Source organism: Desulfomonilia bacterium (assembly GCA_036567785.1).
Taxonomy (GTDB): Bacteria; Desulfobacterota; Desulfomonilia; order UBA1062; family UBA1062; genus DATCTV01.
Map to the genome: position 1 here is coordinate 1 of DATCTV010000061.1, position 14229 is coordinate 14229.

At 50.6% G+C, this 14229-nt stretch carries 14 protein-coding genes and 1 tRNA gene; 11 read left to right on the forward strand and 4 right to left on the reverse strand.

Going from position 1 to position 14229, the window contains the following annotated elements; genetic code table 11:
• Positions 1 to 290: 290 nt before the first annotated feature.
• The gene (locus VIS94_15665; GenBank protein HEY9162516.1) at positions 291 to 1295 is read right to left on the reverse strand and encodes an NAD(P)-dependent oxidoreductase; all 1005 of its coding nucleotides are present in this window, start codon (positions 1293 to 1295) and stop codon (positions 291 to 293) included.
• Positions 1296 to 1375: 80 nt separating this feature from the next.
• On the opposite strand from VIS94_15665, the gene VIS94_15670 reads away from it, so the two are divergent.
• The 4 genes from VIS94_15670 to VIS94_15685 all read left to right on the forward strand — a co-directional run bounded on the left by VIS94_15670 (position 1376) and on the right by VIS94_15685 (position 4583).
• Complete coding sequence (locus VIS94_15670) at positions 1376 to 1780, forward strand: gamma-glutamylcyclotransferase family protein (GenBank protein ID HEY9162517.1); 405 nt, start codon at positions 1376 to 1378, stop codon at positions 1778 to 1780.
• A gap of 186 nt (positions 1781 to 1966) precedes the next feature.
• Positions 1967 to 2953, forward strand: coding sequence for a DUF6282 family protein (locus VIS94_15675; GenBank protein HEY9162518.1), 987 nt, complete (start codon positions 1967 to 1969; stop codon positions 2951 to 2953).
• A gap of 16 nt (positions 2954 to 2969) precedes the next feature.
• On the forward strand, positions 2970 to 4064 hold the full coding sequence (locus tag VIS94_15680) for a hypothetical protein (protein ID HEY9162519.1): 1095 nt from the start codon (positions 2970 to 2972) through the stop codon (positions 4062 to 4064).
• Positions 4065 to 4127: 63 nt separating this feature from the next.
• Positions 4128 to 4583 carry a cupin domain-containing protein gene (locus VIS94_15685; protein ID HEY9162520.1) on the forward strand — a complete coding sequence of 152 codons (456 nt, stop codon included), beginning with the start codon at positions 4128 to 4130 and terminating at the stop codon, positions 4581 to 4583.
• A 144-nt stretch (positions 4584 to 4727) separates the two neighbouring features.
• Here the strand turns inward: VIS94_15685 and VIS94_15690 are convergent, their stop codons facing one another.
• Together VIS94_15690 and VIS94_15695 are read right to left on the reverse strand one after the other, a co-directional pair.
• The gene (locus VIS94_15690; protein HEY9162521.1) at positions 4728 to 6053 is read right to left on the reverse strand and encodes a hypothetical protein; all 1326 of its coding nucleotides are present in this window, start codon (positions 6051 to 6053) and stop codon (positions 4728 to 4730) included.
• Positions 6054 to 6186: 133 nt separating this feature from the next.
• Positions 6187 to 6262, reverse strand: a tRNA-Ala gene (locus tag VIS94_15695).
• 172 nt (positions 6263 to 6434) lie between these two features.
• Between VIS94_15695 and VIS94_15700 the strand changes: the two genes are divergently transcribed.
• The 7 genes from VIS94_15700 to VIS94_15730 are packed head-to-tail and all read left to right on the forward strand — an operon-like array spanning position 6435 to position 11818.
• Positions 6435 to 7184: a YebC/PmpR family DNA-binding transcriptional regulator gene (locus VIS94_15700; protein ID HEY9162522.1), complete on the forward strand. Its 750-nt coding sequence runs from the start codon at positions 6435 to 6437 to the stop codon at positions 7182 to 7184.
• A complete protein-coding gene (gene ruvC / locus VIS94_15705; GenBank protein ID HEY9162523.1) occupies positions 7185 to 7673 on the forward strand; it encodes a crossover junction endodeoxyribonuclease RuvC in 489 nt (162 codons plus the stop codon).
• Positions 7670 to 8233, forward strand: a complete 564-nt coding sequence (gene ruvA, locus VIS94_15710) for a Holliday junction branch migration protein RuvA (GenBank protein HEY9162524.1) — start codon at positions 7670 to 7672, stop codon at positions 8231 to 8233. Before ruvC ends, ruvA begins: the two co-directional genes overlap by 4 nt.
• Positions 8230 to 9255 (forward strand): Holliday junction branch migration DNA helicase RuvB, encoded by a 1026-nt coding sequence (ruvB, locus tag VIS94_15715; protein ID HEY9162525.1) that lies wholly within the window; start codon positions 8230 to 8232, stop codon positions 9253 to 9255. Before ruvA ends, ruvB begins: the two co-directional genes overlap by 4 nt.
• Positions 9248 to 10144, forward strand: coding sequence for a prenyltransferase (locus tag VIS94_15720; GenBank protein ID HEY9162526.1), 897 nt, complete (start codon positions 9248 to 9250; stop codon positions 10142 to 10144). Before ruvB ends, VIS94_15720 begins: the two co-directional genes overlap by 8 nt.
• A 7-nt stretch (positions 10145 to 10151) precedes the next feature.
• A complete protein-coding gene (locus VIS94_15725; protein HEY9162527.1) occupies positions 10152 to 10802 on the forward strand; it encodes a pyrimidine 5'-nucleotidase in 651 nt (216 codons plus the stop codon).
• Positions 10802 to 11818 (forward strand): NAD-dependent epimerase, encoded by a 1017-nt coding sequence (locus VIS94_15730; GenBank protein HEY9162528.1) that lies wholly within the window; start codon positions 10802 to 10804, stop codon positions 11816 to 11818. Before VIS94_15725 ends, VIS94_15730 begins: the two co-directional genes overlap by 1 nt.
• A gap of 493 nt (positions 11819 to 12311) precedes the next feature.
• On the opposite strand, the gene VIS94_15735 is transcribed toward VIS94_15730, so the two are convergent.
• Positions 12312 to 14222 (reverse strand): aldehyde ferredoxin oxidoreductase family protein, encoded by a 1911-nt coding sequence (locus tag VIS94_15735; protein ID HEY9162529.1) that lies wholly within the window; start codon positions 14220 to 14222, stop codon positions 12312 to 12314.
• Positions 14223 to 14229: the final 7 nt, after the last annotated feature.

The window sequence follows — 14229 nt, forward strand, 5'->3', positions numbered from 1 at the left end:
GGGCATTCCGCAAAAAGATAATCCGATGTTTTATCCCCTGGTAATTTTATCCCCAGGTAAATGAAAGGCAAACCTTATGGCTTCTGCTTGCCCCCCATTCCCAAAAACAGCCAATACCTATTTGGGCAACAGGCCGTTTAACCTTGACAAATAAGGATATGCAAGAAGTTCGTTGAAAATAAGTTACTGCCGCTTATCAAACCTCGGTCGCTCCCTTATAATCAATCAGCCTTCTATTGATAAAATTGCAAATAATGCAGCCTGGATCAGTCAGTTGATGTGGCCTTTGATCAGAAAAGTTTCTGATCCAGAACCCACTGATATGTTTCTATAAGTGCGTCAAGTGCGCTCTTTTTGGGTTTGTAGCCGATGACCCTTGTTGCTTTTGATATGTCATAGTCCCCTCCTGTAAGCGAAAACGGCAGGAGTTCCGCCGGTGTGTCGGTCATGGGCAGCGAGATGTCCAGTTTTACGGCAAGATACACAATCGGCGGCATGATCCAGTGCGGTATATGTGTAATTCTTGATTTGGAGCCGACAGCTTCGATGAAGCGGGAAAAGAACTCTCGTGTAGGTTCGGCAGGACCTGCGGAAATATTAAAGGCCTCGCCGTCGGCCTCCTTTATTTCGTATGCGGCGATGAATGCATCCGCCACATCGGTTGCGGCAACTATGGTAAACGGGATATCCGGGCCGCCGGGAAGAGGCAGCGGTTTGCCGTAATAGACGCGGCGCATCATGGAAAGCGCCGCCTTCTCATGATAGAAACCCGCACCCATGATCATGGGCATACGCATGAATGAAACCTTCAGACCGTGTTTTTTCCTGTAATCTAGCAGCATCTGCTCGCACTCCCATTTGTTGCGGCTGTAGGTTCCGGTAAACAGCTTGGGCGACTCCTCATGAATTGGAAAATCCTTCTGAGCACCGTAGATTTCGATTGTAGAGGCGAAAATAAGCGCAGGAACGCCATGGCGCACGCATCCTTCCGCCACATTTTTAGTACCGCCCACATTTATCTGCCAGAAACCGTCTTTTGAAAGCCGGGCCTGCGGCATGCGGCCTGCCAGATGGAAGGCAACCGAGCATCCTCTGCAGGCTTCCATAACTAATCCGGCATCTGTGACACTGCCTTTTATGAAATCAACAGAGCCCAGATTTTCCGGAGGGGGAGAAAGATCAATAACTCGGACCTGCATTCCCCGATTCAACAAGGCTGAGACCAGATGACGGCCCAGCAGGCCGCTGCCTCCCGTCACCAGGGCTTTCAGTTCATTCGAATCATCTTGAGCCATATAAACCTCCCTTTACTTGACCATATTCAAATACTTGCATTATATTGGCAGACAACCGCTTTGTCAAAAAGGAGAATGCCATGTTTGATCATGTCTGGGCAGAAGGACCGCTGAGCTTCATAATCGCCCCGCAGGACAACATCCCATCGCCGGATGTTCTGCAAAATGCCGAGCTCTATTTCGCCTGGGGCTATCTAATGAACCCCCGTTTTGTAATGAAGCTGCTCGGCCATGCCATCCCCATTGCGCCTGCCGTGCTCAAGGGATACCGCAGGGGGGAGTTTCTGAATAACGGCAAGCGCGATTTCAATCTGATCCCTGACGAAAAGGGCGTGGTTATGGGGGTTGTCCTCATTTCTCCCAGTAAAGAGGATATTGTAAAACTCGATACATTCGAACAGGTCCCTAAGGTCATGGTCAAGCGCAGGATTGAAGTCATGACCGGAGACCTTGTGCGTGAGGCCAATACCTACATGAGGGTCTGAGAATCGTTCATAATAACCGGCAAGGCGTCTGATGTTTTGCGTATCAGCGGACACCTTGCCTGATCCGGCTGACAGTTTTCAGGTACGGAGATTTTTAAAATATTTTTTGACACCCGGGTGCACTCACTTTATACTTCCTTAATTGTGTAGTGGATTCATATCAATTTCAAATCAAGGAGACGAAGAATGGCCAAAAAGAGGACTTACTACGAGCTTTCAATGGAGAAAGAATGGCGCGAAGACACAAGGCGCGCGTACATCACGATAGAGTCCATGGGCGAATCTGTGCTTCTTCTCAAGGAGGACGATGTTCTCGAAGTGCTTGACGGCGCATACGACATGCACTGTCACGCATTTCCGGACCCTCTCATAGACACGGGCTGGGATCAGATCCAGGTCACGAAGGCGGCTACCGACATCGGTATGGGAGGAGTCGTTTTCAAGGCCCACACATTTCCTACGGCCGCGACAGTTCCTTTCGTCAATCAGGCGGTGGAAGCTTACGCAAAGGCTCTCGACAAAAAGCCGGCTCATGCATACGGCGGCATCGTCCTCAATAATTATGTGGGAGGCCTCAATCCCGAATCGGTCGAGATGTGCGCAAGACTTGGCGGCAAGGTGCTCTGGCTGCCGAGCCACGATTCGGCGCACCATAACCGGGTTATAGGCGAACCCGGCGGGATAGAGCTGCTTGACAAAAACGACATGCCTGTAAAAGCGCTTTATGAAATATTCGAGATAGCGGCCAAGCACGATATGATCGTTGATCCATGCCATGCAGGGACCAAGGAGAGATTCATCGTCGTAGAGCAGGCCAAAAAGCTGGGCGTGAAAAGGTTCATGATTACTCATCCCAACTGGAACGTTACCAAGATGACGCTCGAACAGGAGCGGGAGATAGGCAGAATGGGAGGGTTTATAGGCCTCTTCTGCTATGGCGACATCCCGAACTTTAACAACCCGAACTGCGACCCCCTTTACGTGATCGAATGCATCAAAAAAGTAGGTCCCGACCGCTGTTTCATAGCATCCGATCTTGGAACCGTGGTCAATGTCCCGCCAGCGGAAGGCATGAAGCTATTCGTACGAATCCTCCTGGCAATGGGCATAAAAAAAGCCGACATACGAAAGATGTGTGTGAACAACCCCAGGTATCTGCTGGGACTCGACTGATTGGAGGCGGCTTGACATGGCCGGTAACCATCTGCTTAGAGATATTATCAGGCGGCCGATTCCGCTTCCGTATCATCCCCTTTATCGTTTCTACAACGGCGGCGGGCTTGTGAGAAAATTCCGGGGTCTTCCGGATACAGGCGACGGCTGGTGGTCTGAGGACTGGGTAGGATCCTGCACGGTGGCAGGCAATAGAGGACCTGACGGTTTAGAACAGGGCCTCAGCACTGTGGAGGCCAACGGTGCAGGTACCGTCACACTCAAGAGCCTGGTTGATAGCTTTCCCGAAGAGATGATCGGCGCAGGTTTTGCAGAGCGCTTCGGAGCTGATATAGCATTTCTGGTCAAGATACTTTCGCCTGCCGGGCCGGTTCCCCTTCACATACACCCTGACAGGGCCTGGACAAGAAAAAATCTAAATTCCGGATTCAGCAAAGTGGAAGGATGGATACTTCTGGATACGCCCGGCGACGGCATCGAGCCGGCATATTTCGCAGCCGGCTTCAAGGACGGTGTGACCAGGGAATGGTTCCGCAGTATGGTTGACAGCAAAAACGGGAAGGCTATGCGTGAAATGCTCCATCGTACCGAGGTTCATCCCGGTGAAGTGTATGTCGCCTACCCTGGAGTACCTCATTGTGTGGGTCCTCAGGTGCTTGCAATCGAGGTACAGGAGCCGACCGACCACATGGTCATCGCCGAGTGGGACGGTCTTGATGAAGCCGCTGCGACAATGGGTCTCGGATGGGACAGGGCGCTTGAGTTTGTCGATTTCATGCCGGTTGAAAAGGAGGCAGCTATTGCAAGGGCCCGCCAGCAGCCAATCATTCTGCGCGAGAAAGGGGATAACCGCGAGACACGCCTTGTCAATCCAGACGTGCTCGATTATTTCGACGTCACCCGTCTCGATGTGTCGGATGAGATTGCGATTGAAGACAACCGCTTCTCGATTGACATCGTCATTGAAGGAACAGGTGCGATAGAGGGCGATTTCGGCAAAATACCTGTCCGAAGAGGCGAGGCGTTCGCCTGCGCCGCATCTCTGGGACACCGTTTTCAAGCCCAGGGAAAACCGCTTACTATCGTGCGCTGCATGGGGCCGCTCATCTGAGAAGTAATATTTGATAAATCAAATGCAGTCAAAACTGGACATAATTAACTGGAGGTTGAAAATATGCCGGTAAGAAAGTTCAAGTCATCCATCAGCGAAGGAATCCTCAAGCCTGAGTTCATTTACGTGAAGGATGGGGTTACGACCTTCGAGTGCAGGGAACTCATTTCGGAAGAGGCGAGCGGGGCAAAGAATGTATGCATTTTCAGGGCGGTTTTCGGGCCTCGCGAAGAACATTCCAAACACGTTCATACGAACTGCGATGAAATCGTATATTGCGTGAAAGGACGCGGCGCCGAAGGAATAGAAGTAAGCGAAGGTGTATGGAAAGAGTTTGAATACGTGCCGGGAGTGATCATGCATCTTCCGAAAGGAACTGCCCACTACACCAGAAATCCCGACTATTTCGAGAACCTGGAGTTGATAGGGATTTTCCTCGGCGTTCCCAACATGGACAAGAAGACGACAGGGTACAAGTCAAAAGGGAAGGTTCTGAAGTCCGAGAAAGTGATAGTATAGAAACTCCTGCTACATAATACATGACAAATTCAATATATTTCTGACAGGGCGTCAGAACAAATTTTCGCTTCACAAAAATTGACGTACCTAAGGTACGCCCGAAGGATGAGGGCTATCTGCCCGAATCAACGGTATGCGCAGTTATTATGCCCTGTTTTTAAACTGCGGCAGGTACTCTGCATGCGCCTCAAGCATCTCATCCAGCAGGTTCCCGGCCTCTTCTATCGTGAGTTTCCCTGCGACGAAAGGATCGAGTTCAAAGGCCTGCTGCGCAATCTTCCTGTCTCCCGTAAGTGCGGCGTCAAGCGTCAATTCCTGAACCGCGAGATGATGCCTCAAATGCGCCGCAAGGGCTTCAGGCAAAGCCCCAACATGAACCGGGAGAACGCCATAACGGTTGACCAGAGTGGAAACTTCCACAATGGCTTCATTGGGCAGATTATCGATCGCCCCGTGGTTGGGAACGTTGAGTACATGGACCTCGCCCCGGTTCTCCACGATTGATTCCATCACTTCCACAACCTGCACAGGTTCGATTTCCGGTATGTCATCAAGGCAGGCCTCTTCCTCCCCGCAAATCCACCTGTTCACCATGGCCTCCCATTGTACGATTACATCCCGTTCGACTTCGAGGTCATGGACGGGATTGTCATACTTCATGTTAAGGTTCTGTACCCTGCCTTCATATGTATCGTCCAGCTTGCAGATAGAGGGGAAGAATTCCGTCCAGTGAGGCCATGCGATGGGAAGGACGCCGTATGTTTCTATGCACCAGCGGATGACCGGTTGGTCGGATTCCTTAAGTATCATGGGGATTGCGCTGCGGCCGTCTTTGAAGAGCAGTTCGGGGATGCATGCGCAGTGGTTGATCCCGGCAGCCAGCGGCGGCAGGGCGAGTTCTTCAGGCTCCACCCCGGCCCAGCCCGCCAGAAAATCCGCATCGCGCACATAGACCCCGTTCGTGCAGATGCTTATGGCATTGACACGTGTCTCCCTGCGCATTGCCCGGCACAGAACCGTAGCAGGATTGGTGTAGTTGAAGAGTATGGCGTCAGGAGAGACCTCCTGAAGGTCTTTACAGACCTCGACCAGCGGGGTGACATGCCTGAATGCACGCATTATACCGCCCGGGCCGACAGAGTCGCCGATTGGCTGGCAGATTCCATATTTTGCCGGGATCTCGAGATCCTTTTCCCAGGCGTCATATCCGCCAACGGAAATGGCAGCGATGACAAAGTCCGCCCCCGAAAGGGATTCGCGACGGTTAGTAGTGCTCTTTATTATAAGCTGAGCCCCGGTTTTTTCCACAAGCAGCCTGCCCAGCGTTTCCATCAACTCGAGACGGTGAGGGTCTATATCCATCAGCATGATTGTGCTTCCCTGAAAGGTTTCAGACTTGATGAAAAGGGAGATCAATTGGGGTGTGAAAATACTGCTTCCTCCGCCGACGACAGTGATCTTAAAGGCCATCGAACTCTCCTTGATTGAATTTTCAAAGAATACTTTCCAAACTCGCCAAGTATAGGGAAATGCATGCGGGGTGTCAATTAATGAAGACCGGACAACGGATAATTTTCAAGGCATAAACTTAAATGATTATTATTGGTGGAGCCGAAGGGGATCGAACCCTCGACCTCATGAATGCCATTCATGCGCTCTCCCAACTGAGCTACGGCCCCACACTGTCAGGATAGTGCTTGTGGGTAGCATATAAAAAACCGTATTTGCAACAATAAATTGATTTCCGGAACAGGTAATGTCCTTAGATTAATTGGCCTTAGCGGTTGCTTCTTGTCATGAAAAATGGCCTGTGATAGACAATTATAATATTAAGAAATCAAGGGGGACAATATGTCCGGTCACAATAAGTGGAGTACCATCAAACATAAGAAAGGGGCGGCTGACGCTAAAAGAGGCCAGCTCTTCAGCAAGCTGATCAAGGAAATTACTGTGGCTGCAAGAATGGGCGGAGGAGACCTGACGTCCAATGCCCGTTTAAGAACCGCCGTATTGACGGCAAGAGCAGCCAATATGCCAAAGGACAACATAGACAGGGCTATCAAAAAGGGTACGGGCGAACTCGAAGGATTCAACCTTGAGGAATTCTCATACGAAGGATACGGCCCCGGCGGAGTGGCCATTATGCTTTCAGTGCTGACTGACAACAAAAACAGGGCTGTTGCGGATATAAGGCATCTCTTTGCGAAATATAACGGGAACCTGGGAGAGAACGGATGCGTCGCCTGGATGTTCGACAAAAAGGGAGTGATAGTCGTAGAAAAAAGTGCAGTCGATGAAGACACACTTTATGACATAGCGCTCGGCGTGGGTGCTGATGATATAAGCGACCAGGGAGAAAGCTTTGAGATACTTACAGAACCTTCCATGCTCGAAGATGTAAGGGCCGCACTTGAGGAGAAAAATATCGCATATACAAGTGCGGAAGTCTCGATGATTCCCAAGGATACCGTTAAAGTGACAGGCAAAAGCGCCCAGCAGGTGCTCAAGCTGATGAGCCTGCTCGAAGACCATGACGATATACAGTCCGTATCTTCCAATTTCGATATCGACGACGAGGAAATGGCTCAATTCCAAGGATAAATGATTATCTGCGCCTTTGATCCGGGTACGCACTGCACAGGATACGGGGTTCTGGATATCGGGTGTAATTCGGTTAAACACATTGCTCACGGTACGATAAAGCCAAAATCCGAAGGGCTTTCGGAAAGGCTTAAGGAAATCCATCTCTGCGTGAAATCCATTCTGGAAAAATACAAACCGGCCGAAGCGGCGATAGAAACTTCTTTTTATGCGGTTAATGCCCAGACAGCGCTCAAGCTCGGCCAGGCAAGGGGCGTGATCATACTGGCAGCAACCCTTATGGACCTGCCTGTTTTTGAATACACGCCTACCGAAATCAAGAAGGCCACTTGCGGATACGGCCATGCCGGGAAGGATCAGATCAGCGACATGGTTGCCATGCTGCTCGGCATGAAGAAAAAGTCGATCAGCTCAAAGGATGCTACGGACGCCCTTGCAGTGGGAATCTGCCACGGCGCATCCAGGAGGATAAGGAGGCTGACGCCGTGATAAGTTTATTGAAAGGTGAAGTTTACAGCGTTGTGCCGGGCAGCCTTACGGTACTGGCCGGCGGTGTCGGCTATCTCGTCAACATACCGGCCGGTGCTGAAATCACCCTTAAGCCGGGACACGAGATAACCATTTCGACCGTACTGATTTCAAGGGAAGATTCTCTTGAACTTTACGGTTTTCCGGATCCCAGACAGAAGGAGATGTTCTCGCTCCTGATAGGCGTTTCGGGCGTCGGGCCGAAAACGGCGATGAACATAATTTCCGGCACCGAGCCGAACAGATTTCTGGATGAGGTCGTGAATGAGAACATTAACTATCTCTGTTCTCTTCCCGGTATTGGCAGGAAAAGCGCGCAGCGCATAGTGCTTGAACTGAAGGAAAAGATCATGAAACATTATCCGCGTCAGGCAAGAGGTGTACAGGCGCCATCCGAGGACGCGGTTCAGGCGCTCATTGCGCTCGGCTATTCTGACAGTCAGGCCAGGAAAGCGGTTGCGGGGATAAAATCGGATAATGTCGAGGAAATAATAAGGGCGGCGCTTAAGGAAATGTTATGAGCAAGGATGAATTGACAGGCAAGATAATGGACCGCGACGAGGCGGATTTCGAGTCAAACATAAGGCCGAAAACGCTCAAGGAATATGTCGGTCAGGATGCACTTAAGGCCAACCTCGATATATTCATCAAGGCGTCGCGCTCAAGGGGCGAGCCTCTTGACCACTGTCTGTTCTATGGTCCGCCGGGCTTGGGCAAAACCACGCTCGCCTATATCATTGCAAACGAGCTGGAAGTGAACATCAAGGTAACGAGCGGACCTGCAATTGAAAAATCAGGCGATCTCGCCGCAATACTCACCAACCTTGAAAAGGGCGATGTGCTGTTCATCGATGAAATCCACAGGCTTGGTTCTGCTGTCGAGGAGATACTTTATCCGGCAATGGAGGAATTCAAACTCGATATCGTAATAGGACAGGGACCGTCGGCTAGGTCGATAAGGATCGACCTGTGTCCGTTCACGCTGGTTGCGGCTACAACCCGTGCGGGCAGGATTACGTCGCCCTTGAGAGACAGGTTCGGAATAATAGGCCATCTTGAATTTTATACAAGAGATGAACTTGCGCATATACTTAAAAGGTCGGCAAGAATCCTCGGGATTGAGGCGGATGAAAAAGGGCTCGATGAAATCGCCCACAGGTCGCGCGGGACCCCGAGGATAGCAAACAGGCTTTTAAGAAGGGTGCGCGACTTTGCAGACGTGATGGGCGACGGGATGATAAGGCATGATATTGCGGACACGGCCCTGACCAGACTGGATATTGACGCAACAGGTCTCGACAGGATGGATCGCAGGATCCTTGAAGTGATGATACGGCAGTTCGGCGGCGGACCAGTCGGTATCGATTCTCTGTCTGCGGCAATCGGTGAAGACAAGGATACCATAGAGGACGTTTACGAGCCTTTCCTCATACAGAACGGCTATGTTAACAGAACCCCCAGGGGCAGACAGGCGGCGGCCAAGGCGTACAAGCATCTTAATATAAAACGACCAAGACAGATGGAGGTTCTTGAAGATGAGTAACCCGATAACCGGGCCAATGAAGCCGGCCTTTCTGATACTGACCCCGGCCTGTGTAATGCTGGGCATATCGACAGCGGTCCTGAGCGGTACCATGCCAAGCGCAATAAATATAATCATTGTGCTTGCGGGAGCAGTCTGCGCGCATATCAGCGTGAATGCTCTCAATGAATACGATGATTTTAAAAGCGGGCTTGATCTCGTAACAGTTCCGACACCTTTTTCGGGCGGAAGCAAGGCACTTCCCGAAAATCCGGAAAAGGCCTGGTACGGCCTGGCGACAGGCATAATATCGCTTGTTGTCACATGCGCCGTCGGCATCTATTTTGTTTATATCAGGGGGCTCATGCTGCTGCCGCTTGGCATACTCGGTGTGGTCATAATAGTGCTTTATACGAAATGGATAACGAGATCCCCATTTTTATGCCTTATGGCATCCGGGCTTGGATTCGGCCCCCTTATGGTCATGGGGACGCACTTTGCGCTGACAGGTTCTTATAACTGGGCTTCCTTCGTTGTCTCTCTTGTGCCTTTCTTCCTTGTGAACGACCTTCTGCTGTTGAATCAGTTTCCTGATGCCGCAGCAGACAGCACTGTCGGAAGGAAGCATCTCCTGATCGACAGTGGCCCAAGGAAAAGCGCCAGGATATATGTAATCTTCCTCTTTGTCTCATTCATCCCGGTTGTAGCTGGCGTGGCTGCGGGAATCCTTCCTGTGACGAGCCTGATCGAGCTTGTGTTTCTGATTCTGGCAATCGATATCTCCCGCGGGGTTCTCAAGAACGCCGAAAACCTTCCGGCCCTGCTCCCTTATATGACAAAAAACGTGATCATGAATATAGGCGCTCCTGTCGTTCTGTCAGCAGGTATTCTATTAAGCCGCATACTGTAGGAGTATCATGAAGCTGATACTTGTTGATGTGGATTACACGCTCTACCCCAAGGGAACAGGTCCGTTCAGGCATGTGAATCAGAGAATAGAAGACTATGTGATGTCATCGTTAAGCATGGAAAGAGAGCATGTAAAGCTTTTGAGAAACGATTATATCAGGAATTTCGGCTCGACTCTGGGCGGCATGATGCGAAATCACAATACCGATCCGTATGATTTTATAAGAAATGTGCATGATGTCCCTGTCGAAGATATCCTTTTTGAAGACGAAATGCTTAAAGAGGCCCTGTCGGCGATCAGCCTGCCCATGATAGCTTTTACGAATGCTTCAAGGGATTATGCGTCAAGGGTGCTCAACGCCCTTGGCGTAAAAGAATATTTTGTGGATATATTTTCCATCGAGGATATGGATTTCATACCCAAACCGCTTGCCGCGCCATATGAAAAGGTTGTCGAAAGATACGGATGTGAACCTTCAGAAGTCATTTTTGTGGACGACAGGGCCGACAATGTGGAAACCGCACAGTCGCTGGGTATGCACGGCATACTCCTGGGCATCGATCCCGGCGTCGATGCCGAGATGTACATCCAGAACATATACGAACTTCCCGATGCTGTTGAAAGGCTTACAGGCCTTTACGGTTCAAGGAGACGCTGATGAAATTCCTGGTAACTGGCAGTGCAGGCTTCATAGGCTTTCACCTTTCAAGAAGGCTTCTCGAAGATTCTCATGAGGTCTTCGGCATCGACAATATCAACGATTATTACGACCCCCGGATAAAGCTCGACCGCCTCGGCATGCTGAAAGATTATGACGCGTTCATATTCGAAAAGGCCGACCTTGTTGACAGAGAAAGAATTCCCGCAATCTTCAAAGAACATGATTTCGATGTCGTAGTAAACCTCGCTGCGCAGGCCGGCGTAAGATACAGCATAAAGAATCCCTTTGCATACATTGACTCGAACATTGCCGGGTTCATGAACATCCTGGAATGCTGCAGGCATGCGGGGACGAAGCACCTTGTTTACGCGTCTTCCAGTTCCGTTTACGGCATCAATGAGAAAATGCCGTTCTCGGTGCATGACAACGTCGATCACCCGATCAGCATTTATGCCGTTTCCAAAAAGACGAACGAACTCATGGCGCACTGCTATTCCTCACTGTACGGCCTGCCTACGACAGGGCTAAGGTTCTTTACCGTTTACGGTCCGTGGGGCCGGCCTGACATGGCGCTGTTCATGTTTACGAAGGCCATTCTTGCCGGCGAGCCGATCGATGTCTATAACAACGGGAAGATGATTCGCGATTTCACTTATATTGACGACATTGTCGAAGGCATTGTCCGTATCGCAAATATCATCCCGAAGCCCGATAGAGGTTGGGACAGGGCAAACCCCGATCCCGGGACAAGCTTTGCGCCGTACAGGGTCTTCAATATCGGCGGCTCCAGTCCGGTTGAACTCATGCGCTATATCGAAGTGCTTGAAGAAGCTCTCGGCAGAAAAGCAGTAAAGAACATGCTGCCTATGCAGCCGGGTGATGTCGCTGCAACCTGCGCAGATGCTGCAGACCTGGAAAACGTGACAGGCTTTCGTCCGCAGATAACTGTGGAAGAGGGGATTAAACGATTTGTGAAGTGGTACAGGGAGTATTATCAGTTCATGGCTTCATAACTTTGCATCTCCGAGTCATTTTCTTGCCTCGTCACTCCGGCATACGTCTGATCATTGCCGATAACTTCAAAAGATATGAACCACAAAGAGCACGAAGGTCACGAAGAAACCAATTTCAAATCGCCAGGAGAAAAATTGGCGATTTGAATGATTGATTCTGAGGAATGCTTTCTTCATTCCTCAGAATGGTCTGATTTTATTTGCTTCTTTTCATGTTCTTCGTGCTCTTCGTGGTAAACAGTCATTTTGATATATTGATTTGAAAGACATTTGCTATCAGGTGGTTATGCCGGAATCTGGATCCCTGTAAGATATTTTATTAAATAAACCGAAGGATATGAACGATACAGTGCGATAGAATAAAACAGATCAAGAAACGACGAAACCGGGGAATGATTTGTAAAGGCTGGCTTGTAAGCTGAAAAGCAGAATCAAAGGCTCTGCTTAACGGCTCAACAGCCCAATGTTTTCTGAAAATGCCCGTGCCCGTAGATCAGATGTTCACAAAATCCAGTCCGAGTTTTTTGAGCGTCTTTGGAGTCGGAACGCCGTTTTCGTCCCATCCCCTGAGCTGGTAGTAGCGGGGAAGCATCTTATTTATCGGGACTTTTGTCTCCGGCCGGCCCTTTATCTGCTCCTCGTCGGTGAACCGTTTCGGCAGGGTGTCATCCTTTTTGCCGATTCCTTCGCGCATATTGAAAAGCCGTTCAAGTGTGTATCCTCGAGCGCCTGCTTCCATGAACCTGCCGAAGTCACACTTCATTCCTGTTGCCAGTTCTATGGCCTTGGTGTGCGGAAGGAGCGGTACATGTATTTTCTGAAGCGAATAGGGCAGCATTAGCATTCCCTCGATAGACGCCCACCCGTAAGTCAGAATCTTTGTCATGATCCATGAAGCCATCTTGCTGCCTGGAACCTTGTATGCGATAGGCGGAACGAATGTCCAGGAGGTGAAAAGACACTGGCCGCCGGAACTTATGGCTGACATCATGTTCTGGTCAAGCACTGCCCAGCCCGGTTTTGAACGCCAGTGATAGGGGTCGAGCAGGACAGGGCCTGTAACTTCAAAATATACCAGATATCCGCCGTCCAGATGGCAGGCCCCGCGGCTGGCGGTTGCGTAGCCCAGGCCGTGTCCGACCGAGCCTCTGGGCTCATAAGCTGCAATTTCAAGACCCTTAACGTGAGGGGCGAAATCTCCACCGCCAAATTTTTCTGACATGGCGCGCACGCCTTCGGCCAGGTCATCACCGATGCCCCTGCGAAAGGCTATATCTTCGATGATCTGCGCTATGTTATCCTTTCTTCCGAACTCGATGCCGTTTTTCCAGAGTCCTTTCTCGTTAAGCTCAGCTGCAAAGCCCATGACCGTTCCGGCGCTTATTGAATCCATTCCGAGAAGGTCGAGCTGGTAGTTCCATCTGATGATTGCATCCATGTCGTTTATGAGCATGTTGGAGCCGAGCAGACAGAGGATTTCGTATTCAGGACCCTTGACCTCCTTGCCGTCGATGTTTACGACACGCCCGCATCTGATGGGGCAGGTCACGCAGCCATAGTTTTTCACAAGATATTCTTCAGCGAGCCTCACACCCCCCAAGAGTTCGGCATTCTCATAGGTGCCTGTTGAGAAGTTCTTTGTGGGGAGCGCATTACCTTTGGACAGGGTTGTCAGGAAGAAGGCGGTTCCGTAGCGCGGGGCCAGGTCTCCGGTGGCAGGATGCTTCCTTAGCATTGCTGTCCATTTCTTGTAATGTTCTTTGAGCTTTTCAGGTTCGGCGACTTCGGTTTTTCCTGTCCCCCTTGCAATCAATCCTTTGAGGTTTTTTGACCCCATCACCGCCCCCATGCCGCAGCGCCCGTGCGAACGCTCCTGTGAGACGGCGCTTGCGAATTTGACCATATTTTCTCCTGCCGGGCCGATTGCGACGGTTCCACCCTTTCCCATGAGTTCCTGAGATACCTGTGTGTCCTTCCCCCAGATATGGGAGGCGTCCCTTATCTCGACCTTTTCGTTGTAGATATCTATATAGACAGGCTTTTCAGCCCTTCCGAGGATGACTATCCCGTCCCATCCGGCACGTTTCAGGTGGAGGCCGAAATTACCGCCGCTGTTGGAATGGCCGATTCCGCCGGTAAGCGGGCTTTTTGCCGATATGTCGTAGCGGCTTGAAGACGGTGCGCCTGTTCCTGTCAGAGGTCCGGTATTTATAATCAGGACATTCTCCGGAGAGAGAGGATCCGTACCGGGCTTGAGAAGGTCCCAGAGTATCTTTGTCGACATGTGGCGGCCGCCAAGAAATTTTTCACGGTCCGCGTCCGTTATCTGATATTCGCCGATGGCGCCTGTCGTCAGATCGATCTTGAGCATTTTTCCCGTATAGGCCTTGTAATTGCTCGACATTGATAAC